General features: G+C 34.7%; 21 protein-coding genes. 15 read left to right on the top strand and 6 right to left on the bottom strand.

What is annotated here, in order from left to right; genetic code table 11:
* Positions 1–87 precede the first annotated feature (87 nt).
* The gene (gene dnaK / locus FJOH_RS13640) at positions 88–1971 is read right to left on the bottom strand and encodes a molecular chaperone DnaK (RefSeq protein WP_012024697.1); all 1884 of its coding nucleotides are present in this window, start codon (positions 1969–1971) and stop codon (positions 88–90) included.
* Positions 1972–2332: 361 nt separating this feature from the next.
* Between dnaK and FJOH_RS13635 the strand changes: the two genes are divergently transcribed.
* Entirely contained in the window at positions 2333–3604 is a 1272-nt protein-coding gene (locus FJOH_RS13635) for a Na+/H+ antiporter (protein ID WP_012024696.1), read from the top strand.
* 105 nt (positions 3605–3709) lie between these two features.
* Complete coding sequence (locus FJOH_RS13630) at positions 3710–4147, top strand: acyl-CoA thioesterase (protein ID WP_012024695.1); 438 nt, start codon at positions 3710–3712, stop codon at positions 4145–4147.
* 65 nt (positions 4148–4212) lie between these two features.
* Here the strand turns inward: FJOH_RS13630 and FJOH_RS13625 are convergent, their stop codons facing one another.
* Positions 4213–7212 carry a LamG-like jellyroll fold domain-containing protein gene (locus FJOH_RS13625; protein WP_123875697.1) on the bottom strand — a complete coding sequence of 1000 codons (3000 nt, stop codon included), beginning with the start codon at positions 7210–7212 and terminating at the stop codon, positions 4213–4215.
* Between the two features lie 336 nt (positions 7213–7548).
* Here FJOH_RS13625 and FJOH_RS13620 point away from each other — a divergent pair, with 336 nt between their 5' ends.
* The 7 genes from FJOH_RS13620 to FJOH_RS13590 all read left to right on the top strand — a co-directional run bounded on the left by FJOH_RS13620 (position 7549) and on the right by FJOH_RS13590 (position 13695).
* Positions 7549–8385: a mechanosensitive ion channel family protein gene (locus FJOH_RS13620; protein ID WP_012024693.1), complete on the top strand. Its 837-nt coding sequence runs from the start codon at positions 7549–7551 to the stop codon at positions 8383–8385.
* Between the two features lie 95 nt (positions 8386–8480).
* Positions 8481–9473 carry an alpha/beta fold hydrolase gene (locus FJOH_RS13615; protein ID WP_012024692.1) on the top strand — a complete coding sequence of 331 codons (993 nt, stop codon included), beginning with the start codon at positions 8481–8483 and terminating at the stop codon, positions 9471–9473.
* A 63-nt stretch (positions 9474–9536) separates the two neighbouring features.
* The gene (locus FJOH_RS13610) at positions 9537–9926 is read left to right on the top strand and encodes a DUF1398 domain-containing protein (protein ID WP_012024691.1); all 390 of its coding nucleotides are present in this window, start codon (positions 9537–9539) and stop codon (positions 9924–9926) included.
* Between the two features lie 8 nt (positions 9927–9934).
* On the top strand, positions 9935–10792 hold the full coding sequence (locus FJOH_RS13605) for a ThuA domain-containing protein (RefSeq protein WP_200799109.1): 858 nt from the start codon (positions 9935–9937) through the stop codon (positions 10790–10792).
* A gap of 1 nt (position 10793) precedes the next feature.
* A complete protein-coding gene (locus tag FJOH_RS13600; protein WP_012024689.1) occupies positions 10794–11645 on the top strand; it encodes a sulfurtransferase in 852 nt (283 codons plus the stop codon).
* A gap of 190 nt (positions 11646–11835) precedes the next feature.
* Entirely contained in the window at positions 11836–13077 is a 1242-nt protein-coding gene (locus FJOH_RS13595) for an ATP-binding cassette domain-containing protein (RefSeq protein ID WP_012024688.1), read from the top strand.
* Positions 13078–13083: 6 nt separating this feature from the next.
* Positions 13084–13695, top strand: a complete 612-nt coding sequence (locus FJOH_RS13590; protein WP_012024687.1) for a family 16 glycoside hydrolase — start codon at positions 13084–13086, stop codon at positions 13693–13695.
* A gap of 167 nt (positions 13696–13862) precedes the next feature.
* On the opposite strand, the gene FJOH_RS13585 is transcribed toward FJOH_RS13590, so the two are convergent.
* A complete protein-coding gene (locus FJOH_RS13585; protein ID WP_012024686.1) occupies positions 13863–14906 on the bottom strand; it encodes an RluA family pseudouridine synthase in 1044 nt (347 codons plus the stop codon).
* Complete coding sequence (locus FJOH_RS13580) at positions 14896–15513, bottom strand: PASTA domain-containing protein (RefSeq protein ID WP_012024685.1); 618 nt, start codon at positions 15511–15513, stop codon at positions 14896–14898. Before FJOH_RS13580 ends, FJOH_RS13585 begins: the two co-directional genes overlap by 11 nt.
* Before the next feature lie 231 nt (positions 15514–15744).
* On the opposite strand from FJOH_RS13580, the gene FJOH_RS13575 reads away from it, so the two are divergent.
* The 4 genes from FJOH_RS13575 (at position 15745) to FJOH_RS13560 (ending at position 18790) form a co-directional block, all read left to right on the top strand.
* The gene (locus FJOH_RS13575) at positions 15745–16716 is read left to right on the top strand and encodes a D-alanine--D-alanine ligase (protein ID WP_012024684.1); all 972 of its coding nucleotides are present in this window, start codon (positions 15745–15747) and stop codon (positions 16714–16716) included.
* A gap of 136 nt (positions 16717–16852) precedes the next feature.
* Positions 16853–17545 (top strand): DUF421 domain-containing protein, encoded by a 693-nt coding sequence (locus tag FJOH_RS13570; protein ID WP_012024683.1) that lies wholly within the window; start codon positions 16853–16855, stop codon positions 17543–17545.
* A 90-nt stretch (positions 17546–17635) separates the two neighbouring features.
* A complete protein-coding gene (gene coaD, locus FJOH_RS13565) occupies positions 17636–18094 on the top strand; it encodes a pantetheine-phosphate adenylyltransferase (RefSeq protein ID WP_012024682.1) in 459 nt (152 codons plus the stop codon).
* A 117-nt stretch (positions 18095–18211) separates the two neighbouring features.
* Positions 18212–18790 carry a PhnA domain-containing protein gene (locus FJOH_RS13560; protein WP_012024681.1) on the top strand — a complete coding sequence of 193 codons (579 nt, stop codon included), beginning with the start codon at positions 18212–18214 and terminating at the stop codon, positions 18788–18790.
* Between the two features lie 177 nt (positions 18791–18967).
* Here FJOH_RS13560 and FJOH_RS13555 read toward each other — a convergent pair whose 3' ends face one another.
* Together FJOH_RS13555 and FJOH_RS13550 are read right to left on the bottom strand one after the other, a co-directional pair.
* A complete protein-coding gene (locus FJOH_RS13555) occupies positions 18968–19414 on the bottom strand; it encodes a hypothetical protein (RefSeq protein WP_012024680.1) in 447 nt (148 codons plus the stop codon).
* Between the two features lie 176 nt (positions 19415–19590).
* The gene (locus FJOH_RS13550; RefSeq protein WP_012024679.1) at positions 19591–20952 is read right to left on the bottom strand and encodes a DEAD/DEAH box helicase; all 1362 of its coding nucleotides are present in this window, start codon (positions 20950–20952) and stop codon (positions 19591–19593) included.
* 259 nt (positions 20953–21211) lie between these two features.
* On the opposite strand from FJOH_RS13550, the gene FJOH_RS13545 reads away from it, so the two are divergent.
* Together FJOH_RS13545 and FJOH_RS13540 are read left to right on the top strand one after the other, a co-directional pair.
* Entirely contained in the window at positions 21212–22939 is a 1728-nt protein-coding gene (locus tag FJOH_RS13545) for a M14 family metallopeptidase (protein ID WP_012024678.1), read from the top strand.
* A gap of 148 nt (positions 22940–23087) precedes the next feature.
* Complete coding sequence (locus FJOH_RS13540; protein ID WP_044048308.1) at positions 23088–23426, top strand: cyclic-phosphate processing receiver domain-containing protein; 339 nt, start codon at positions 23088–23090, stop codon at positions 23424–23426.
* Positions 23427–24468: the final 1042 nt, after the last annotated feature.

The raw sequence follows: 24468 nt of genomic DNA, 5'->3' as shown, positions 1-24468 counted from the left end.
AACAAAAATGCATAAAAAAGAAAAACCGCTGTAAACTTTACGTTTACAGCGGTTTAACACTTATTGTTAACTGATGTTAATCAGTACTTATTTGACTTCTTCGAATTCAACGTCTTCTACGTTGTCTCCTGACTGCTCTTGTTGTGGAGCAGCTTGTTGACCTTGGTCACCACCTTGAGCGTACATTGCTTCTGTAGCTGTTTTCCAAGCTGCATTTACATTGTCTAATCCTTTTTGGATTGCATCAAGATCTTGAGATTGGTGAGCCATTCTCAATTCAGTTAAAGCATATTCAATAGCTGTTTTTTGATCGTCTGTTAATTTATCTCCTAACTCTTTCAATTGAGATTCAGTTTGGAAAATAGTACTATCAGCTTCGTTCAATTTCTCAGCTCTTTCTTTTGCAATTCTGTCAGCATCAGCGTTAGCTTCAGCATCTTTTTTCATTTTTTCGATTTCTTCAGCTGTTAATCCAGAAGAAGCTTCGATACGGATATCGTGAGATTTTCCTGTTCCTTTGTCAGTTGCAGAAACTTTGATGATACCATTAGCATCGATATCGAAAGTTACTTCGATTTGAGGAACTCCTCTTGGTGCTGGCGGGATACCGTCTAAGTGGAAACGACCGATAGTTTTGTTATCAGCAGCCATAGCTCTTTCTCCTTGTAATACGTGGATTTCAACAGATGGTTGAGAATCAGCAGCAGTAGAGAATACTTGAGATTTTTTAGTTGGGATAGTTGTGTTAGATTCGATTAATTTAGTCAATACACCACCCATAGTTTCGATACCTAAAGAAAGAGGTGTTACGTCAAGTAACAATACATCTTTTACATCTCCAGATAAAACTCCACCTTGAATAGCAGCTCCAATAGCAACAACCTCATCAGGGTTAACACCTTTAGAAGCTTTTTTACCGAAGAATTTTTCAACTTCGTCAGCGATTCTTGGCATACGAGTAGAACCTCCAACAAGGATTACTTCGTCGATATCAGATGTAGATAAACCTGCATCTTTTAATGCTTTAGCAACTGGCTCCATAGAACGTTTTACTAAAGTATCAGATAATTGCTCAAATTTAGCTCTAGATAATTTTTTCACTAAGTGTTTTGGTCCAGAAGCAGTAGCAGTTACGTATGGTAAGTTGATTTCTGTTTCAGCAGAAGATGATAATTCAATCTTAGCTTTCTCAGCAGCTTCTTTTAAACGCTGTAATGACATTGGATCTAAACGTAAATCAATACCTTCTTCAGTTTTGAATTCGTCAGCTAACCAGTCAATAATAACCTGGTCAAAATCATCACCACCTAAGTGAGTATCACCATTTGTAGATAATACTTCAAACACACCGTCTCCTAATTCCAGAACAGAGATATCAAAAGTACCTCCACCTAAATCGTAAACAGCAATTTTTTGATCATTTCCTTTTTTATCTAATCCGTAAGCAAGTGCAGCAGCAGTTGGCTCGTTGATGATACGCATAACTTTAAGACCAGCGATTTCACCAGCTTCTTTTGTAGCCTGACGCTGAGCATCGTTAAAGTAAGCAGGAACTGTAATAACTGCCTCAGTTACTGTTTGACCTAAATAGTCTTCAGCAGTTTTTTTCATTTTTTGAAGTGTCATTGCAGACAATTCTTGAGCAGTGTATAAACGACCGTCAATATCCACACGCGGCGTATTGTTGTCACCTTTTACAACACTGTAAGGAACTCTTTTTGCCTCATCTTGAGTTTCAGCAAAAGTGTGTCCCATAAAACGTTTAATAGAAGCAATCGTTTTTGTAGGATTCGTTACTGCTTGTCTTTTTGCAGGATCCCCTACTTTAATTTCGCCACCTTCAACAAAAGCGATGATAGATGGAGTCGTTCTTTTTCCTTCTGCATTAGGGATAACAACTGCTTCGTTACCTTCCATTACAGAAACACAAGAGTTCGTCGTACCTAAGTCAATTCCGATTATTTTACCCATTTTTTATATATTTAATTTTGATTTATTTTTTTATAACTCAGGTGGCATAAGTCAATCTTTGTGCCAATATAAAAAACCAAAGTAAAATGTCAGTTTTGGTATTGACACATTAATAATCATCTGACAACATGACATTTTTCAAGACTGACATTCGTGGCATAATACTAATTTCCATGTCATTATTCAGGAGCTGTTTCCCGCTCTCCGCTGTATCTTTTATGGCGAACAACGCCATAAAAGGATGCCGCTTCTATCGGGGCTAAGTCAATAATTTTCATTAGAACTTTTACATTTACCAAATCAGAATATTTTTAATTAAATACCGAAATTAATTACATTAGCATTTTTCTAAATCTAAAAAATGGAAAATTACAGCATCATTATATTCATACTTGCCATTGTTATCGGACTATCTGCCTTTGCTGATAAAGCAAAACTTCCCTACCCTATTCTTTTAGTGATTGTGGGAATTGCCATTGGTTTTATTCCAACGATGACCGAAATTGAAATCAATCCTGAAATTATTTTTTTATTATTTCTGCCGCCATTATTATATGATGCATCATTTAATATCTCTCCTAAAGATTTCAAAACCAATATCAATACGATAAGCACACTAGCCATTACTTTAGTTTTTCTTACTACATTCTGGATTGCTGTTGTGGCTCATTATATGATTCCTAATATAACCTGGCCTCTCGCATTTGTACTCGGAGCTATTCTTTCTGCAACCGATGCCGTTGCCGCTGTAAGTATCACAAAAGGATTAGGAATATCTCATAAAACCATTACCATTCTTGAAGGCGAAAGTTTGATAAATGATGCTTCGGCATTAGTAGCTTACAGATTTGCTGTTGCTGCCGTACTGGGATCTGCTTTTATAATCTGGCAGGCAGCACTGCAGTTTATTTTATTATTAGGAGGAGGTTTTCTGGCAGGATTTGTAATGTCAAAAATTCTGGCTGTTATTTTAAAAAAAGTCCACAAAAATTCAAATGTCACGATTAGTTTCATGCTTTTAATGCCTTTTGTAACTTATTTAATTGCAGAGCATTTACATGTTTCCGGAGTTATTGCCGTGGTTATTTCCGGGTTGGCGATTGCGCGTTTCAGCAAAAAAATATTTCCTGAAAGTTTAAAAAACAGTTCCCGAAGTTTATGGGATATTATCATCTTTTTATTAAACGGATTAATCTTTATCCTGATTGGACTTAATTTTAGATATGTATTAAAGGATATTGAAGATGATATGATATTACCTTATATTGGCTATGCATTCATTATAACCATCGTTGCCTTATTGATACGATTCGTAAGGATATTTCTTCAAAAAATTAATCTTCAAAAAGCGTTTCAAAAAAATCGAAAAGGAAGAAGAAAAATCAGCGAAGATGCTCTTTTAGACTTTAAGAACAGTATAATTTTAGGATGGTCAGGAATGCGCGGTATTGTATCACTTGCCATTGCCATTGGGCTTCCAAGGTTTCTTGAAGACGGAAATCCGTTTCCTGAACGTAACGCAATTATTTTTATTTCTGTCGCCGTAGTGCTTTTTACGCTTATTGGGCAGGGACTTACACTTCCATTTATTGTTAAAAAATTAAACTCTAAACCAGAACAAATAGAATCTTAGAAAAGTTAGAAAAAAAATAAAAAAAATATGCACGCATAGCAATTTCATGCTATTCGTTTATTTTTTATTCGTAATTTCGATTCTCATTAAAATTACAACTACAAAATGGCATCATTTATAAAAGAAATATCTTTACGCTGGTCAGATCTTGATCCCAATTTTCACGTGCGCCACAGCGCTTATTACGATTTTGGCGCACAACATCGTATTGAAATCCTTGAAGAATTAGGATTAACTTTAAAAGTAATGCAAACGCAGGGTTTTGGACCGGTTTTATTTAGAGAAGAATGTGTTTTTAGAAAAGAATTAAAACTTTCAGACAAAATCTTCATTCATACTAAAACATCAAAAATGAAGGCCGATGCTTCCCGCTGGTCAATTATTCATGAGTTTAGAAGAGAAGACGACACACTTTGCGCCACCATTACCGTTGATGGAGCATGGATGGATACAAAACTAAGAAAACTGGCTTCTCCAACTCCTGAAATCGCAATTCAGGCTTTAAGTATTTTCCCAAAAAGCGATGATTTTGTTGGACTTTAAGTTTTAAAAAATATAAAATCCAAAAACATAATTTAGAGTTATGTTTTTGGATTTTTTTCTGCTGTTTATTCGGCTAAAACTTTAAAATTAGTGCTGAAATTTTCTCCCGAAATATTCAAAATATAAAGCCCGGTTATTTTTCTATTTCCAACATTCAAAGTAAAAACTCCGTTTTCATCAGAAATGATTTTTTCTCTAATAATCGTTTTTCCTGTAATATCACTTAATGAAGCGGTTGCCGATGCAAATGTATGACCTGGAACAGTAATAAATATTTGATCTTTCACCGGATTTGGATATACTTTTACGATACTTTTTCCCTGATTAAATTTATTTGTGCTTAAAAAATCCTGTGTAAACAAGGCAGCAACTTCTGTGGGATTTAGAGGATAATTAAAAATCTGTAATTCATCAAATTGTCCTTTATAGGGCGCTGGAGCCGTTCCGGATGTTAACTCAATTTCGCCGATATTTCCAATAATCAAATCCGTTTCTTCAGAAATTCCGGTTACGGCTGTTTCATCCAATTCGGCAGAAAAAATACCGTTTGTATAAATCCTGATTTTATGCGCCGGAATATCTCTCATAATGACCACATTTACCCATTCGTCTGTAAAATATTTGGCTGCAGCCGTAGTTACTTCTTTTTTCGTTTTATCATCATCAATTGCAAAACGCAAAAGGCCTCCTTTAATCTCAACATTATATCTTCTTCCCGTAGCACCTGTTGTTGTATTTTTTGTAAAAGAACCTTTGCACAAAACATAAATACTCGTGGCAGAAGAACTTGGCAGTAAAGCCGGTGCAGCTTTCATCCAAAATGAAAGCGTAAACGAGTTTTTATCAAACAGCAAATAATCCTGATTTGGAATATTTACCATCGATTTGTTATTGGCAGAAGTCGAAAAATCGATCGCATTATTGGCTTTTCCTGCTACTCTTACATTTGCATTATCAAAATCAGGATCTAAAATTCCATGATTGGCATAACTCGAAATATCTGCAATTTCTTCTCCCTGAAGTGCAGCTTCCTTAAACGGCCAATGACCAACAAGACTTGGCGTTAAGGCGCTAAAACTCCAAACATCGCCTGTTGCTGTTCCTTTGGCATTTACCGCATCTACTCTCCAATAATAATTTACAGCCGAATTTAAACCTGTAACCTGATACAATGGGCTGGCTGAATACGGCACATCTGCCAGCTTATTCAGGCTTGAAGTATTTGTTCCAAAATAAACAGAATATGTTGTGGTATTAGAACTTCCGCTCCACTTTAAAGTCAAATTACCGTTTGATAATTCTACATTCGAAACAGCGCTAACGGGCGTTGGATTTGTTACTTTGGCTGGCGCCGACGGAATTGGCGGTGTGGTTACAGAAACAACTTGGGTATAAACCGATGATTCTGTCGCATTTATTGCTTTTACACGATAAAAATACTGCGTATTCGGTACTAAATTTACTTCATTGTAAGTCGTTACATTTGGTCCTAAAGTACTTAAAACCGTAAAATCAGTTCCGTTTAAAGAACGTTCTAAAACATAATTGGTTTCGTTTCCTGCATTATCATTCCAATTTATAGTAAACGAACTCGATGGCGGTATTTCAGTCGAAACCACATTAGTAAAATTGACATTTGAAGGCGGCATAATAAAATCCGGCGGGGTTACATTCGTCAAACCGTTAATGTAAACTTCAATATTAAAATACGGCGAATGCGATGTACTTACAGCCAAAGCATCGGCACTATTATTTTTATCCAATCCGTTAGCATCTTCCCAAGCATCCGGCATTCCGTCATTATCTGAATCTAAAGGTGACGGCGCGCCGTAAACGTGTCCTGCGCCTCCGTTTGTAAAACCAAATTGCGTTGTTAAATCTGTCTGCACATACACATACGATGCTGTTGTTCCTTTAGACATCAAATCAGAAATCATTAAATTGTCAACCTGATCTCTTCTTGGATATGACGCTCCAACACTCGAAACAATTTTATTATAAGCATCCTGAGCCGTTAAAGTGGTGTTTTTCATTGGATAATCATACGGCGCAGAAAGAATGGTCGAGGCATTTCCTGTTGGATATCCTGTTAAATCTGACGGAACCAGAGTTCCGTTCAGTACTCCGTCTTTATTATTATCAAAATAATTTCCAGATCCATACAACGAGAAATTGTCATTTCCGCGATTAAAAGGCGTAGAAACGGTATTGCTTGTATTAGGACCGCCAATGAAATAATTATTGATAATATTTACATCTGAACTTCCGGCAGAATCGCCGCCCATAATGTAGGCATCGCCAGACTCTGTGTGTCCGTAGGTGTTTCCGTAATTTCCCCAATTGTAAACCACATTATTTACAAACTCGTTAATACCTTTAATTTTATTGTTTCGGGTTTTATTACAGATGTATAAATTGCCTATTAAACTTATTTTTCCGCCAGAAGGCTGAATCAATCCTCCTGCCGAATGATTATGTCGATGCAGTCCCTGCCCTATGATCGAATTTTGTATCGTAATATTATCCGGACTTAAACCTTTGTTATCCCAGTTAATTGAAAAAACTTCATCGGTTCCCCAGGTAAAAGTCATGTGATCAAAAATCATATTGGCACCGTTTGCCAATCCAGATGCATCTTGATTTTGAGCCGTTCCGCCGTATCGAATACGAAGATATCGGGCAATTGTATTACTCGCTCCGGTAAAGGTAACTCTTGGGCCTAAAAATACAATTCCTTCGCCTGTTGCCGTTTGTCCTGCAATAGTGGTATTAGCGGCAACCACAACCTGAGTCTGGAGATTTACGATACCGCCAACTTTAAAAATCACGAATCTTCCTTCCTGGCTCACAGCATCACGAAACGAACCCGGACCGCTGTCATTTAAATTAGTTACTAAATAAATCTGCGGATTTGCCGCACCGCGCGCTCCGGTCGTAAATCGGCCAAAACCCGTTGCTTCCGGAAATGCCAGAGTCTGGGCTTTTACATTTCCAGCAGATACAATCAGCCAGCAATTCATAAAAATTTTAAGCATAAGCTTAAAACTTGAGGTAGTTTTTCTCATAGTGATTTGGTTATAATGGTTAAATAGTTATAACCAAATTAGCCATTAGACCAAATGAGACTGTCCTGTTCAATCCTGTTTTACAATTCTAATTATCAATATTTTACATTATTAAAACTGAAATAGAAATTTCATTTAAATTCAAATAATGTAACTGAAGCTCGCAGATGCTTTTTTAAATTTAAATCATATTTTTAACACAATAAAGATTATAAATAATTTTAGGCAGTCTAACTCAATTCAGTTATTTCAATCTTAAAATTATTACTTTGATATCGGGTATTTTCGCTAATAACAATAACTTTGTTAAGCATCAATTTAAAATAGTAAAAAGGTATGTTCGACTTTGCAAAAGACTTTAGAATAGGCATCATTATTTTTATAATAGCCATTACAACCATTATTCTGGGAGCAGTAACAGACAAATTGTTACGTTATTTTTTGTACCGAAAACTAACTAATAAAGAATATGATGCCACGGGATTTAAGTTCTTAAAACATTTAATTATAACTGTAATTTATATTCTGGGTTTTGCTTTTGCTTTAATTCAAATTCCAGAATTTAAAATTATCGGGCATTCGTTTTTAGCGGGAGCAGGAGTTATTTCATTAGTTGCCGGTCTTGCTTCGCAACAGGCTTTGAGTAATATTGTGAGCGGTATTTTTTTGGTGATTTTTAAACCTTTTAGAATTAACGATAAAATCACGATCAACAATTTTGTAGGTACTGTAGAAGATATCAACCTAAGGCAGGTCGTTTTAAAAGATGCCGAAAACAATCGAATTATAATTCCAAACTCTGTTATCAGCGCTCAAATTATTGTAAATACCAATATGCATGACACCAAATGCTGTAAAATAATCGAAATAGGTATTGGTTACGAATCTGATGTTGAAAAAGCCCTTGAAATAATGCAAGATGAAATTGCTAAACATCCTCTTTTTATTGATACCAGAACTGCCGAAAATAAAAAAGCAAAAACATCTTTGGTGACAGCAAGAGTTGTGGCTCTGGCAGATTCGAGCGTAACTTTAAAAGCATGGGCCTGGGCAAAAAATTCTACAGATGGTTTTGTGATGTACTGCGATTTACTGCAAAGTATCAAGAAACGTTTTGATGAATCAGGAATCGACATTCCCTATCCACAGCGGGTTGTAACGCTTAAAAAGTAGATTCACATTTTTTCTGATAATTTTAAGATTTAAATTCTTGCTTTTAAAAATGCATGACGTAATTTTATAATTCTTAACCCAAAAAAAGCGTCAAAATGAAAATTATTCAGGCATTAATACTTTTGTTACCGCTGTTTTCTTTCTCTCAGAAAGAAAAAATAAAATCGTTAGACATAAATTTAACAAATTACGATTATCCATTTTCAGTTCAGTTTTTAGAATTGAATATTCAGCGTCAAAATTTAAAAATGGCGTATATGGATATAAAACCCGATAATTACAACAATAAAAACATCGTTCTTTTTCACGGAAAAAACTTTAACGGTGCTTATTGGGAAACTACAATAAAAGCACTTACAAAAGAAGGTTTTCGTGTTATTGTTCCGGATCAGATTGGTTTTGGAAAATCATCAAAACCGGATAATTTTCAATATACGTTCCAGCAGTTTGCAGAAAACACTAAAAAATTACTCGATCATTTAGGTATTGCAAAAACTACCATTTTAGGCCATTCTATGGGCGGAATGTTAGCCGCAAGATTTACTTTGATGTATCCTGAAACAGCTGAAAAATTAGTTCTCGAAAACCCAATTGGTCTTGAAGACTGGAAACTTGTAGTTCCATACAAACCCGTCGATTGGTGGTACGAATCTGAATTAAAGCAAAATTATGAAGGCATCAAAAAATACCAAATGGAAAATTATTATGATGGAAAATGGAATGCTGATTACCAAAAATGGGCAGAGCTCGGCGCCGGCTGGACAACAGATCCGGATTACAATAAAGTGGCCTGGAATTCGGCTTTGATGTATGACATGATTTTTACGCAGCCTGTTTTATACGAATTTAAAAACATCAAAAGTCCAACGCTTTTAATCATCGGAACAAGAGACAAAACAGCAATTGGAAAACCGTTAGTTTCTGAAGAAGTGAGAAAAACAATGGGAAATTATGCTGAACTGGGCAAAAAAACTCAAAAAGCAATTCCAAATTCGAAATTAGTGAAGATTCCAAATACAGGACATTTACCTCACATCGAATCTTTCGATCAATTTATAAAACCATTAATCGTATTTTTGAAACAATAATTTTTTTTCAATGCAAGGCAATTGCGCTGGAAACCTATATAACTAATCTAAAATTAAAATAATATGTTTACAATCGACCAAATCAAAGAAGCACATTCTAAAGTAAAAAGCGGTGCTGATTTTCCAAATTATATACAAGATTTAATTATTCTGGGTGTAAAAGGTTATGACACTTTTGTGAATGACGGACACGTTGAATACTATGGTGTAAATGGCTATATCGTTACATCTGACGAAAAATATAATCTTATTTCAGTTGCGGCAACGGTCAATAAAGAGCTTTTTATTGAATTTCTTGTAAAACATCAGCAGGGTGAAACAGATTACTTAACTTTCTGTAATCATGCAGGACAATGCGGTATTGCAAAATGGAGAGTTGATATTATCGAAATGACCTGCACGTATTTTGACAGTGCTGAAAATGAAATTTTAATCGAGAAAATTCCAGAATAAATTCTAAAATGACAAATTTTAATTCAATTTATTCAACAGCTAAAAAAGGTATCTTTTTGATGCTTTTTTTAGTTTGTTTTACAGGATTTTCTCAGCATAAAAAAGAAAAAACGAAGTTTAAGGTTATTGCTTTTTATACTGCCAAAAACGATCAGGCGCATATAAGTTTTGTGCATGAAGCCAATAAATGGTTTCCAAAAATTGCTCAGGAAAATCATTTTGTTTACGATTCTACAAGCAATTGGAATAATTTAAATGCAAATTTTTTAGCCGATTATCAGGTTGTTCTATTTTTAGATACAAGACCTGAAGCTCCAGAACAGCGTGAAGCTTTTCGAAAATACATGGAAAATGGCGGCGGTTTTATCGGATTCCATTTTTCTGCCTTTGCTTTAAAAGATTCAAGTTATCCGCAAAATTGGGATTGGTATCACAATACATTTTTGGGTTCCGGCGAATACGGAAGTAATACCTGGAAACCAACATCGGCGGTTTTAAGAGTCGAAAACCAGCATCCGGCAACTAAAAACCTTCCTAAAACTTTTACTTCGGCACCAAACGAATGGTACAGATGGAGCAATGATTTAACCAAAAATCCAGATATAAAAATTCTTTTGGCAATAGACGAAAGCAGTTTCCCTTTAGGAACCGGGCCAAAAGCACACGAAATCTGGCACAGCGGTTATTATCCTGTAGTCTGGACCAATACAAAATATAAAATGTTCTATGTAAATATGGGGCATAATGATATTGATTACGAAGGCAAAACCAATAAAACACTTTCCTACACTTTTGATAATAAAACACAAAACCAATTAATTCTTAATGAATTGCTTTGGCTGGGGAATTCTAAAAAAATTAAATAAAATGGCTGTAAAACTTTCTTCTATCATCAATACAGACGAATTATTAAAATTAAATCCGTCAGAAATCATTTTAATCGATGCCAGAGCAGGAATTAATGCCGAAGAAAACTATAATAAAGAGCATTTAAAAGGTGCTCGTTATGTTGATTTAAATAAAGATTTAGCAGCAGTTGAAGATCCGGCAAATGGCGGAAGACATCCGCTGCCGTCTTTTTCTAAATTTTCTGAAGTACTTTCTAAACTCGGCATTTCACCTTCTTCTCATATTATAATTTACGATGATAAAAACGCCTCAAACGCTGCTTCAAGATTTTGGTGGATGCTGAGAGCTGCAGGACACGAAAAAGTTCAGGTTGTAAATGGAGGTTTACAAGAAGCTGTAAAAGCGGGTTTTCCTGTGAGTTCAGAAATCGAAACTTTTGAAGCAGCCGAAAAATATCCCGTTTCAGAATGGAAATTAAAAACTGCCGATATTGAAGAAGTAGAAAAAGTTCGAAATAACAGTGAGAATATCGTAATCGATGTGAGAGATAAAAATCGTTTTGACGGGCTTACAGAACCTTTAGATTTAATCGCCGGACATATTCCCGGAGCTGTAAATGTTCCGTTTAGTGAAAACCTGGATGAAAACGGTCTTTTTAAACCAGCAGAAATTTTAGCCGAAAAATACAACTCTGTTCTAAAAAACAAACCATCCGAAAATATAATCGTACATTGCGGTTCAGGTGTTACGGCCTGTCATACGCTTTTAGCAATGGATTATGCCGGAATTGAAATTCCAAAGCTTTATGTAGGTTCATGGAGTGAATGGTCCAGAAATGACCGCGAAATGGCAACTAAAGAAAGACAATAATCTCTTTTTATAACACATAAGAAACATAGATTTTTATTGTGTATAAAAGAGCATAAAAAGAAGCACGCTTCTAACACATAGCAAACTATGTTTGTTAATGCAAGTGAAACGCCTTTATTTAAGTTTCAAAAAGCTATGTTACTATGTGTTAAAAATGCTTAAAACAGTTTAAAAAATAGAAAACACAAAAATGCAGCACTGGGATATACTTTTATCTAATCAGGTAGATAAAAAAGCTTTTATAGACAGCATACTTAACGGCGAAGCAAAAGGAGAATTAGCCGTTTTTAATAATCAAAAAGGAATTTTGTTCTCTGATATCGCAATCGAAAAATTCATTGAAAAAGAATACCAATACGACAGCGTAGAAGCTTCTCCAGAATCGCACAGGCAATTACGAACTTTTTCATCTGGAGAACGCAAAAAAGAATTTTTAAAATACTGCATTAATCAAAAACCGGATTTTATCATTTTTGATAATCCGTTTGATCATTTAGATCAGGCTTCGAGAGTAATTTTAGCCGATTCTTTAAAAGATTTAATCCAGGATATTGCCATAATTCAGCTTTTGAACCGTGTAGTTGATGTTCTTGAATTTGTGCCTAATAAAGCACTAATTAAAGATAATACTTTTGAGTTTCACCCAATTTCAAAAACCGAAAATCATTTTAAAACCTTAAATACAGCGGCAATTCCAAAAGCGATTGAACCGCATTCTTTTCACGAAAGTGTATTAATAAAACTGGAAAATATTTCGGTTAGTTATGATGAAAGAAAAATTATAGACAATATTTCGTGGACTATAAAACAAGGTGAATTCTGGCAGTTAATTGGCCCGAATGGCTCAGGAAAAAGCACAATTTTATCCTTAATTACAGGAGATAATCCAAAAGGATTTGGACAGGATTTGTATTTGTTTGGAAGAAAAAAAGGCACCGGAGAAAGTGTCTGGGACATTAAAAAGCAAATCGGAATTTATACAACTTCTATGATGGATTTATTTCAAAAAGGCCACACTGTGGAGCAAATGATTCTTTCTGGATTTTTCGATCAGATCGGACTTTATACTGAGCCGACAACACATCAACAAAATATAGTTTCGCAATGGCTTGAGGTAATTGAAATGAGCCATTTAAGAAAAAAACGTTTTATAGATTTAACACTGGGCCAGCAAAGAGTTGCCTTAATTGTTCGTGCTGTTTTAAAACATCCGCCTTTATTAATTCTGGATGAACCTGTAGAAGGTTTAGACGACGAAAATGTCGATTTGGTAATTCAGCTTATCAATACCATAAAACAGCAGACAAAGGTGACGATTTTATATGTTTCTCACAGAATAGAACAAGGTCTTGCTCCTACTTCGGTATTTGAACTTTTACCAGCACCAACAGGATCAATTGGTAACATAAAATACCATTCAGAATTAAATTAAAACATAATGAAACTCAAAATAATTGGAATATTGATCCTGCAGTTTTTACTGTTTTCATGTTCCGGCACAATTTCAACAGTAAAGAAAGAATATAAGCTTTCAGATTCTGGAGAATTAAAATCAAACTGGAGCATCAATTCAAACGAATGGATTCGCAAAAACGATACCTTAATCGGTAACGGAGGCCCATCTCATTGGGGTGTTTTGATGTCTAAAAAACAGCTTCCAAAAAATTACGAGATTAATTTTAAAGTCAATATGACCAAAGAATCTTTGTTTGAAGTCATGTTAAACTCAGATAAAGAAAATTACATTAGAACCTATCTTTATCAAATTGATCAGAACATCGTAATAGGAAAAGGCGTTTACCATAAAAACAGTGACGAATATGGCAAACGTGGCGGACCAACATTGTTTAAAAAAAATCTGGAATTGCAGAATAACAAATGGTATACGATAAAAATTAAAGTACAAAATAATCAGTTGTTTTTTTCTGTAGATAACAAAACAGCACTGGAATGTTCTCTTGAAAAAAGCAATTTAAGTCAAAAAGGAAAACTAGGTTTCCTTACCAACGGAGAAGTCAAAATAATTGATTTAAGCATTAAAACGCTGTAAAAAAAAGTTTAGGTTTACCATTAAGACATTAAGGCAATTAAGGTATTCCGTTTAATTAAGTATACTTAACTAACTTTAATATCTTAAAGGTAAAAAACAAAAAAAGCTCCCAATCGGGAGCTTTTTTAATATTAAGAAATTATCTAATTTTCTAATTGACAAATTATCTAATTATCATCTTCTGTATTATGCGATTTCACATACGTACGCCATTTCTCAATACAATCCTGAAAATCCTGAGGCAGTTCTGTATCAAAACGCATTAATTCTCCCGTATTCGGATGAACAAATCCAAGTGTTTTAGCATGCAGTGCCTGACGTGGTAATGCTTTAAAACAATTTTCAATAAACTGTTTGTACTTTGTAAACGTCGTCCCTTTCAAAATCAAATGACCGCCGTAACGTTCATCATTAAATAAAGGGTGACCGATATGTTTCATGTGCGCGCGAATCTGGTGTGTTCTACCCGTTTCTAATTTGCAGGAAATCAAAGTTACGTAACCAAAACGTTCCAAAACTTTATAATGCGTAATAGCAGGTTTTCCAATCTCAGGATCAGCGAAAACTGCCATCTGCATACGGTCTTTTAAATGTCTGGCAAGATTTCCTTCAATTGTACCGCTCTCAGCAGCAACATTTCCCCAAACAAGGGCAATATATTCACGTTCTGTTGTTTTGGCTTCAAATTGTTTTGCCAAATGCGTCATTGCTGCTTCGGTTTTAGCCACAACCAAAAGTCCAGATGTATCTTTATCAATTCTGTGAACCAAACCTGGACGCTCGCTGCTGTTCATTGGCAGATTATCAAAATGATGCGCCAAAGCATTTACAAGAGTTCCTGTATAATTTCCGTGACCCGGATGCACAACCATTCCCGGCTCTTTATTAATCAGCAAAAGAGCATCATCTTCATAAACAATATTCAACGGAATATCTTCTGGAAGAATATGATTTTCAAATGGCGGATGCGACAACATAATCGTTATCACATCAAAAGGTTTTACTTTATAATTTGATTTTACCGGAATATCATTTACAAAAATGTTTCCGTCTGTTGCCGCATTCTGAATTTTATTTCGTGTGGCATTTGGAATCAAATACATTAAATATTTGTCAATACGCAAAAACGCCTGACCTTTTGGGACTTCAAATCTGTAATGTTCGAATAATTCGTCTTCCAGATCTAAATTTTCTTCAATATTATTGTTCATCTTGTGGGGTTTCTACAGGCACTGTCGTACTGTCTGCCTGGCTGTCATCTACATAACTCGCTTTTCCGTCACCTAAAACCAAATCAATTTTAGATGCTTTCAATACACGGTCTCCTACTTTTAAATTTCTGCCTTTGTAACGCATTTCAAGAACCATATCTTTTCCAAGATTTGGAATATACGTAATCGTTCCCGGTTCAAGTCCTAAAGCTTTTAAAGTTGGAACCGCTTCACGATATGTTTTTTCAATTAAATCAGGAATCTTAACAGATGAGAATCCAGACGAATTAATTTTAATATATATTTTTCTTCCTACTTTTACTTTAGTTCCCGGCAGCGGATCCTGCTCTACAACACTAAATTTCGGGTATTCACTTCTGTAATCAACACTATCCAAAAGCACATAATCTAAGTCCAGTTCGTCTAGTTTTTGTTCAACTTGTTCTTCAGTTAATCTGGCCAGATTCGGAACCGCAATTTCGTGTCCGTGATCAGTTGTAAACGTCAGCCAATGCATAAACAAATATCCTAAAACAGCAATAATAGCAGCTGCACCTAACACTTGTAAAAAAAACACACGGCTGGTTAAATACTTACGTAAACTCATAAATTTATTTTTAGATGAACGCAAAGATAAAGTATTTCATTTCAAAAAAAATGATAATTTTGTTTAAAACAGGAAAGTCTTTTTCAGGAACGCAAGCTTAGAGAGCGCTCAATGTAATTGGCACACAGATGACACAGATATAAACCGATTGAAAAAAAACAATTTGCGGCGATTTGTGTAATGCGCAGAAAAAATAAACAAATTAACGATTAAACAAATAAATAAAAGTCAATGAAAAACATTGCCATCATCATGGGCGGATATTCAAGCGAATACAAAATTTCGCTTATCAGCGGAAACGTTGTGTACCAATATCTTGACAAAACAAAATACAACGGATTCCGAATTCATATCTTTAAAGAGAAATGGGTTTATGTAGACGCAAATGACGCCGAATTTCCAATTGACAGAAACGATTTTTCTGTAACGGTAAACGGCGAAAAAATTACTTTCGACTGCGTTTTCAATGCCATTCACGGAACTCCGGGCGAAGATGGATTAATGCAGGCTTATTTTGAATTAATTGGATTGCCGCAGTCTTCATGCGATTATTACCAATCGGCATTAACATTTAATAAAAGAGATTTATTATCGGTTTTAAAACCATACGGAATCAAAACGGCAATTTCTTATTACTTAAACAAAGGCGACGAAATCAATACTGCCGAAATCGTTAAAAAAGTTGGGCTTCCTTGTTTCGTAAAACCAAACAAAGCGGGTTCTAGTTTCGGAATTTCTAAAGTAAAATCTGAGGCCGAACTTCCAATTGCAATTGAAGTTGCGTATAAAGAAGATAACGAAATCATCATCGAAAGTTTCCTTGACGGAACTGAAGTTTCTGTCGGCGTAATCAATTACAAAGGCGAAATCAAAGTATTGCCAATTACAGAAATTGTTTCAGACAATGATTTCTTCGATTACGAGGCAAAATACGAAGGAAAATCACAAGAAATAACACCAGCGAGAATCTCAGACGAGCTGACTCAAAAAGTGGGAGAAACTGCAAAACGTGCTTACGAAGTTTTAAAAATGAAAGGATTCTCACGAAGCGAATTCATCATTGTAGACAACGAACCGTATATGCTTGAAATGAACACTATTCCGGGTTTAACAACCGAAAGTTTGATTCCGCAGCAAGCAAAAGCAGCCGGAATTTCTCTGGAAGATTTATTTACAAATGCTATTGAATTATCGCTTGCATAAAGGTTCTAAGATACTAAGGTGCTAAGGTTATAAGATCTTAGCACCTTATTTTTTAAACCTATAAATATCAGACTAAACAAAGTAAAGTCAAAACCTTAGAATCTTAGCAGCTTAGAACCTTAGCACCTTAAAAAAAATGAAAGAAATCTTCGAATGGAATAGGCTCTTTTTTAACGAACTGCCAGAGGTTTTTCTTCTGGAAGTAATATTTCGTTCGACAGTAATGTTTACCATTTTACTGCTAACGTTAAAACTAGCCGGTAAACGAGGCGTAAAACAATTATCTATTTTCGAAACCGTAATTATCATTGCATTAGGTTCTGCTGCGGGCGACCCAATGTTTTATGAAGATGTTGGAATCGTGCCTGCGGCAATTGTTTTTTTGGTAATTATTACCCTTTATCGTTCTGTAACCTGGCTTACCGGAAAGAGCAAAAAATTTGAAGAGTTTATAGAAGGCAAAACCGAATGCTTAATCAACGACGGTAAGTTTTCTGTATCGAGTTTTAAAAAAGAAACTTTGGCACAAGACGAATTTTTCTCTGAACTCCGCGTAAAATCAATCGAACATTTAGGACAGGTAAAACATGCTTTTATAGAACCAAGCGGCGAAATAAGTGTGTTTTTCTATGAAGATAAAGAAGTGAAACACGGACTGCCTATTTTACCCGGTTTATTTAATGAAAAAAGTAAAATAATCGCAACAGACGGGATTTATGCCTGTACTTTCTGCGGTCATACAGAAGAAGTAAAAAAAGGAACCGCAAGCTGCGAAATCTGCCATAAAGATGAATGGGTTCCAGCAATCAAAACCCTTAGAATAACCTAAAATAAAAATCCAAATTCCAAAAGCAAAGCTTAATCCCGATAACTATTGGTATAGCAACTTAAAATATCAGAACCTTAGAACCTCAAAAAAATGAGAAAAGCCATATTTCCAGGATCATTTGATCCTATTACACTTGGACACGAAGATATTATCAAAAGAGGAATCCCTTTATTTGATGAAATTGTAATTGCTATTGGTGTAAACGCCGAAAAAAAATACATGTTTTCATTAGAAGAAAGAAAACGCTTTATTGAAGAAACTTTTAAAGACGAGCCAAAAGTTTCGGTAATAACTTATGAAGGTTTAACCATTGATTTGGCTAAAAAGCAAAAAGCTCATTTCATTTTAAGAGGTCTGCGCAACCCTGCCGATTTCGAATTTGAAAAAGCAATTGCACATACCAACAGAAAACTTTCTAAAATAGAAACAGTTTTCTTATTGACAGCCGCAAGTACCTCTTTTATCAGTTCGAGCATTGTGCGTGATGTATTGCGTCATGGAGGCGAATATGAAATGCTGGTTCCGGATGCGGTTCGGGTTAAGAAATAAAAACTCTAAACGGCATTGCGAGACACCAAGCAATCGCATATACAACAATCAAAAGCATAAATTTGCCAGCGAAGCAAATTATAAGTAATTTCGCATTTTTAAAATAAACACCAAACAATGAGTATCGAAAGAGAATTAAGCAAACGAAGCGGATCTAAATGTGAGCTTTGCGGCGCTGAAGAAAATTTAAAAGTTTATCAAGTACTTCCAACTAAAAAAGGAGGCATTGATGAAGCTGTATTTGCCTGTAACACCTGTATTGACCAAATTGAAAACCCTGACAATGTCGATTTAAATCACTGGAGATGTCTTAATGACAGTATGTGGAACGAAAATATTCCGGTTCAGGTTGCAGCCTGGAGAATGTTGAGCCGTTTACGTGCTGCAGGATGGCCTCAGGAATTGCTTGATATGATGTATTTAGACGAAGATACTCTTGAATGGGCAAAAGCAACCGGAGAAGGCGAAGATGACGAAAATAAACTGGTTCACCGCGACAGTAACGGCGTGGTTTTACAACACGGAGATTCTGTAGTTTTAATTAAAGATCTAAAAGTAAAAGGATCAAGCATGGTTGCCAAACAAGGAACTGCTGTTCGTAATATTCGTTTAGACCACGAAAACGCTGAATACATCGAAGGAAAAGTTGATGGACAGCAGATTGTGATTATTACGCAGTATGTGAAAAAGATATAGTTTTTGAGAGACAAAGTAACAAAGGTTCAAAGTTTTAAATTGAAATTAAACCTCTGAACCTTTACCTAAAATAAAAAAAGCTGCTCAATATGAGCAGCTTTTTTTTATACTAATAAGAGATATGTTAAAAAAAACTTTGTCCCTTTGTTTCTCTGAGGCTTTGAACCTAAAAAAGAATTATTTTTGGAATAATTTATTGATTTGATCTTTTACGAATGGCTCAGAAACGCTGTTTGTAGCAGAATCTCTGTCTTTGCTGGAAACCATGAACTGAACTGTAGCTTTGTCTGGAACAACGTTTCCTGTGTAGTGTAACCAGATGTAGTTGTTTGGCAATTCTAATTTAATGTCATATAACGGAGCAGCTGTAAAACCACCTACGATAATGTTGTAAAGATTAGTATAATCATTATTAACATTTTTGAAACTAAATTTTCTTAAAGGTGAAGAATCATCATCGTTTAAAATACTAGTGTAATACACTGTATATTCGTCTCCAATTTTCTGAATGTAGTTATTATTTACTTTTCCTAATTTTTCTACAGGAACTGTTTCAATAACTTTAATTTGCGCAAACGAAACAAAACTAAAGAACAAAATGGCAATGGTAATAATCTTTTTCATAGTGAATTTGGGGTTACAATTTTACTGCAACAAAAAAACACAGAAATATTGAAAAAACACCTATCAAATCATTATTTTTTTAACACAAAATTGTTAATCTTCTTCAGTAAATTATAAAAAACTGATTTACAAGCACATAAACCAAACCATAACTCTGTACAGCTATCTCAAAAAGGCTAAAATTTCTTATTTTTATCTTCTTCTTTCTTTATAACGTTGCGGGCAACTTCAATTTTAAATTTTTTACCCTTCATTTTTTCATCTTTTACCGCTTTCAGCAGATCTTTTACCTTACCGAATTTTACTGCTGCAAACGAAACAAAATCTTTTACTTCGATAAGTCCTAAATCGTCTTTTTCTAATTTCCCTTTTTGAGAAAAGAAACCTACGATATCAAACTTATTTAATTTTGTCTTTTTACCACCGCTAATGTATATAGTTTGAAATTGCGGAGGTTTAGGCAGCGACGTTATATTTTTAACGTCTAAAACCTGCATATCATAATCGATATAATCTAGTTTTTTCTCACTTTCGTGAACAATAATATAAGCCGTTCCTGTTGCCTGCATACGTGCTGTACGTCCGTTACGATGCGTAAACTCGTCTTCTTTTAAAGGTAAATGATAATGAATAACATGTTTCATTTCAGGAATATCCAGTCCGCGTGCGGCAAGATCTGTTGTAATGAGGTAGCTGATGCTTCCGTTTCTAAACTGAATCAAAGCACGTTCACGTTCGTCCTGATCCATTCCGCCATGATAATAAGTAGCATAAATGCCTTTTTCGTTCAAAGTGTCACTGATGCGTTCTGCAGCATCACGATGATTACAAAAAATAATAGCCGACTCTGATTTTAAAGAGCAGATTAAATTAAACAAGCTTTCTAATTTATCTTTACTTGGCGAAACAATCATTTTCATCGAAAGATTTGCTTTCTCCTCTTCTTCCGGAATAAAATCCAAAACCGTTGGGTTTACCACTCGTGTATATTTTGGAATTTCAATATCAGAAGTTGCTGAAACCAAAACCCGTTTATTTACTTTTGGTAATCTGCCAATAATAAAGGACATCTGCTCGTGAAACCCTAATTGAAGCGATTTGTCAAATTCATCTAAAATTAAAGTCTGAATTTTATCAGTTCTAAAAGTTTCTCTGTCAATATGATCGGCAATTCTTCCAGGCGTTCCAATTAAAACTGCCGGAGGATTGCTTAAATTTTTGATTTCAGTATCAATAGAGTGTCCGCCGTAACAAATGTTTACTTTGTACTGCGTTCCCATTTTCTTCCAAACCTGTTCAATCTGAAGTCCCAATTCGCGCGACGGAACCAAAATTAAACATTGAACCGAAAGAATTTCAGGCTGTAATAATTCTAAAACCGGAAGCAAAAATGCCAGCGTTTTTCCTGATCCCGTTGGCGAAAGCAGTAAAACGTTATTATCGTTCAGAATTACATCCTGAGCAGTTTCCTGCATTTCGTTCAGGCTCTGAATCCCTAAATTCGAAAGTATATTGTTGGAATGGTGATTTTTATTCATTTTGCAAAAGTAGTCAAAAAAGTTGTTTCAAGTTTTTCTTGTTTCAGGTTTCAAGTTTATTTAACCGCAAAGAGCGCAAGGAATTATATATACTAGGTTTTAAAAAACGCAAAGTTCGCAATGCCTTGAACATAAACTTTGCGAACTTTGCGTAACCCTTTGCGCTCTTTGCGGTTAAAAAAACACGACGCACATCAAACTTGAAACCTGAAACTTGAAACAAAAAACTATATATTTGATTTACTATAAAACCAAAACCATGAAACTTTTTACATTTCTTTTTTCACTTCTCACTATAACCATTACTGCACAAAACACTAAAAAATACGATACGTTTTTTGAGAAAGGAAACGGAAATCAATCTGCTTCGTATCAGGAAACAATTGCTTATTTTAAAATGCTTGCAGCTGATTTTCCAACCATTCAAATGAAGGAAATGGGACTGACAGATTCTGGAGAACCTCTGCACATGATCACCTTTAATCCTGACAAGGAATTTGATTTTGATAAAATACAGAAAACAAAAGCCGTTTTATTCGTTAATAACGGAATCCACGCTGGAGAACCAGACGGAATTGACGCAACAATGCAGTTTTACAGAGATTTGGCAACAGGAAAAATGAAAGCACCAAAAAATACCGTTTTGGTTACCATTCCAGTTTATAATATTGGCGGTGCTTTAAACCGAAATTCGACAACGCGTACCAACCAAGACGGGCCAGAGATTTATGGATTTAGAGGAAATGCCAGAAACTACGATTTGAACCGTGATTTAATGAAGTCAGATACCCGAAACACAAAAAGTTTTGTGGAGATTTTCCAGAAAATAAATGCCGATGTTTTTATCGACAATCACGTAAGCAACGGTTCTGATTATCAATACAAATTGACGTATATCATGACACAGCATAATAAACTGGGAACGGTTTTGGGTGATTTTATGAACAACGAAATGATGCCGGCTTTGGTAAAAGATCTTCAGAAAAAGAAAATCGAAACTACGCCTTATGTCGATTCTTTTAAAGATACTCCAGACAAAGGTTTTGGGCAGTTTGTCGATAGTCCGCGATATACAACGGGTTATACTTCGCTGTTTAATACAATTGGTTTTGTGGTAGAAACGCACATGCTGAAAAAATATGCCGAACGTGTAAAAATGACCTACGAATACATGAAATCGACTTTGGATTTTACCGATGCAAATTATCAAAAAATTAAAAATTTAAGAGTAAAAAATTTAGAGCAATATCAGCCAAAAAAATCATACACTTTAAAATGGGAATTAGACAGCACAAAAGCCACCACCTTTTCGTTTTTAGGATATGAAGCGGGTTACAAAAAAAGCGACGCTACAACAGGAAATCGTTTGTATTACGACCGCACAAAACCGTACAAAAAAGACGTTCCGTACATTAAAGAATTCAAATCAATTAAAGAAGTTGTGATTCCTACAGCTTATATTGTGCCGAGAGGATATTGGAATATTATTGATCTTTTGAAAAACAACAATATCTCGTTTAAACAAATTAAAAACGATACAATTATAGAAGTCGAAAGCTACAGAATTGCCGATTTTAAAACGGTTCCCTCTGCTTACGAAGGGCATTATTTACACAGAAACACAACCGTAACTTCTAAAATCGTTAAAATGGCTTTCGCCAAAGGTGATTACATCGTGCCAACGAACCAAAAAGGCGTAAAATATATCGTAGAAGCTTTTGAACCAGAAGGTGTTGATTCGTTTTTTAACTGGAATTTCTTCGACCCAATTTTACAGCAAAAAGAACATTATTCTGAATATATTTTTGAAGATACTGCCGGACAACTTTTAAAAGAAAATCCAGCTCTAAATGCAGAATTAGAAACTAAAAAACAAAACGACCGCGAGTTTGCTAAAAACGCCGAAGCACAATTGGATTGGATTTACAAGCATTCTGCTTATTATGAAAAAGCGCATATGCAGTATCCTGTTTATAGGGTGCTTTAGTTTTTTAACCGCAAAGCTTGTCATTTCGACGAAGGAGAAATCGCACTCGGAACTCTATAAAGATTGTCAATATTCTGTGTGGAATTACTAGTGTGATTTCTCGTTCTTCGAAATGACAAAATATTATGTAATTTTTAAAAAATTGAAAATGCCATACAAACTTTTTCTTGACGATATTAAAGATGTAAACATGGTTTACAAAAAATTAACTAATGACGATTTCGTTGTTGTTAGAAATTTCAATGATTTTAAAAAAGTAATTCTAGAAAAAGGACTTCCTGAGTTAATTAGTTTTGATAATGATTTAGGTCTCGACACAAATCATCAAGTTGCTGAAGATGTTTACGCTTGCGCCAAATGGCTGGTTTATGAATCTGGAATTGATTTACAGAATTTAAAATTTAATGTACATTCTGTAAATCCTGTTGCTAGTCAGCAAATTCAAGGTTTATTGGATAATTTTATTAAACATTTAAAATCACAATAATTCAGATTTGCAATTTTTTCATGCAACGAAAGCAACTATAAAAAGTTAGGATGTTTTACTTTGTGGGCACGGATTACAAATCCGCGCTATCGGAAATAAATTTGCGTGATCGAATCCAACTATATGATATTGCAGTTTAGAAAACCAAAAAAAAAGTAAATATTCGGATGAAGAAAAAAATATTCTAAAAAAATAAAGAGAAGTTATCAACAACTAAAAGACTATATTTTATTAAAATACAAAAATTGCAAAATAGATACTACAATATATCATATCTATCTCAAAACACTCCCTTTAATAAATCAAAAGAAACGTATAATTTGTACGCCAATGTTAATAAGTACGGCACTTAGCAAATATTGAAACCTTGTATACAAAAGAAGAATGAAGTATATTTGTAATCAACAAAGACATTAAGCGTATGAAGATATACGTAACAATATGAGTTTTATTTCTCGAGAACCCGCAAAGCCATCTAGGATGGCAGGGTTCGTACGTAAGTGGTTAGTATTCGTTTTTAAAAACGCAGTCATAATACTAATCCAACAGTTATTTGAAAGGATGCTGTAATTTTCTAAAAAACTCGATAGCTACCAACTATCGGGTTTTCTTTTTTTGAAAACCCCAACAGATTGACAAATTTTTAATTGTCAATAATATGACAAAAGTACAATTATTTTGTTTCAATGCAATATTTTTTTCGTATAATTTGTACGAACCTTAACAGCGCACCCACGCTTCCTAAAGCTTACCCCGCTGACGAGAACTGTCTTGTTCGTGCATAGTTCAGAGATTGAAAAGCATAAACTTAACTTTTACATAGGTAAACCAATACCACCATTTTTAGTATCTTCAAATAATTCTTTAAAATCGGGAATGTTTTAGTAGTTGTTTCTTTTGAATTCTTCTTCTAATTTCTCATCATCCAATTTTGGAAAAAAGGAAAACATATAATTTTTGTCAATTTTTGCAGCATAATAACAATACAAGGCTTTAATTCTTGTGTCTTCGCTAAAACTAAGACCCTCAATTTTTGGAAGAT

Origin of the sequence: Flavobacterium johnsoniae UW101 (assembly GCF_000016645.1) — a bacterium.
Classification (GTDB): Bacteria; Bacteroidota; Bacteroidia; order Flavobacteriales; family Flavobacteriaceae; genus Flavobacterium; species Flavobacterium johnsoniae.
This window is presented reverse-complemented; position numbering and strand designations above follow the sequence as displayed.

What these genes read in the sequence shown, in the direction of transcription:
- FJOH_RS13590 (WP_012024687.1), top strand. Translation starts at nt 13,084, where the DNA reads ATGAAACTCAAAATAATTGGAATATTGATCCTGCAGTTTTTACTGTTT.
- FJOH_RS13600 (WP_012024689.1), top strand. Translation starts at nt 10,794, where the DNA reads ATGGCTGTAAAACTTTCTTCTATCATCAATACAGACGAATTATTAAAA.
- FJOH_RS13620 (WP_012024693.1), top strand. Translation starts at nt 7,549, where the DNA reads ATGTTCGACTTTGCAAAAGACTTTAGAATAGGCATCATTATTTTTATA.
- FJOH_RS13575 (WP_012024684.1), top strand. Translation starts at nt 15,745, where the DNA reads ATGAAAAACATTGCCATCATCATGGGCGGATATTCAAGCGAATACAAA.
- FJOH_RS13550 (WP_012024679.1), bottom strand. Translation starts at nt 20,952, where the DNA reads ATGAATAAAAATCACCATTCCAACAATATACTTTCGAATTTAGGGATT.
- FJOH_RS13625 (WP_123875697.1), bottom strand. Translation starts at nt 7,212, where the DNA reads ATGAGAAAAACTACCTCAAGTTTTAAGCTTATGCTTAAAATTTTTATG.
- coaD (WP_012024682.1), top strand. Translation starts at nt 17,636, where the DNA reads ATGAGAAAAGCCATATTTCCAGGATCATTTGATCCTATTACACTTGGA.
- dnaK (WP_012024697.1), bottom strand. Translation starts at nt 1,971, where the DNA reads ATGGGTAAAATAATCGGAATTGACTTAGGTACGACGAACTCTTGTGTT.
- FJOH_RS13540 (WP_044048308.1), top strand. Translation starts at nt 23,088, where the DNA reads ATGCCATACAAACTTTTTCTTGACGATATTAAAGATGTAAACATGGTT.
- FJOH_RS13570 (WP_012024683.1), top strand. Translation starts at nt 16,853, where the DNA reads ATGAAAGAAATCTTCGAATGGAATAGGCTCTTTTTTAACGAACTGCCA.
- FJOH_RS13610 (WP_012024691.1), top strand. Translation starts at nt 9,537, where the DNA reads ATGTTTACAATCGACCAAATCAAAGAAGCACATTCTAAAGTAAAAAGC.
- FJOH_RS13545 (WP_012024678.1), top strand. Translation starts at nt 21,212, where the DNA reads ATGAAACTTTTTACATTTCTTTTTTCACTTCTCACTATAACCATTACT.
- FJOH_RS13595 (WP_012024688.1), top strand. Translation starts at nt 11,836, where the DNA reads ATGCAGCACTGGGATATACTTTTATCTAATCAGGTAGATAAAAAAGCT.
- FJOH_RS13615 (WP_012024692.1), top strand. Translation starts at nt 8,481, where the DNA reads ATGAAAATTATTCAGGCATTAATACTTTTGTTACCGCTGTTTTCTTTC.
- FJOH_RS13635 (WP_012024696.1), top strand. Translation starts at nt 2,333, where the DNA reads ATGGAAAATTACAGCATCATTATATTCATACTTGCCATTGTTATCGGA.
- FJOH_RS13555 (WP_012024680.1), bottom strand. Translation starts at nt 19,414, where the DNA reads ATGAAAAAGATTATTACCATTGCCATTTTGTTCTTTAGTTTTGTTTCG.
- FJOH_RS13630 (WP_012024695.1), top strand. Translation starts at nt 3,710, where the DNA reads ATGGCATCATTTATAAAAGAAATATCTTTACGCTGGTCAGATCTTGAT.
- FJOH_RS13585 (WP_012024686.1), bottom strand. Translation starts at nt 14,906, where the DNA reads ATGAACAATAATATTGAAGAAAATTTAGATCTGGAAGACGAATTATTC.
- FJOH_RS13605 (WP_200799109.1), top strand. Translation starts at nt 9,935, where the DNA reads ATGACAAATTTTAATTCAATTTATTCAACAGCTAAAAAAGGTATCTTT.
- FJOH_RS13560 (WP_012024681.1), top strand. Translation starts at nt 18,212, where the DNA reads ATGAGTATCGAAAGAGAATTAAGCAAACGAAGCGGATCTAAATGTGAG.
- FJOH_RS13580 (WP_012024685.1), bottom strand. Translation starts at nt 15,513, where the DNA reads ATGAGTTTACGTAAGTATTTAACCAGCCGTGTGTTTTTTTTACAAGTG.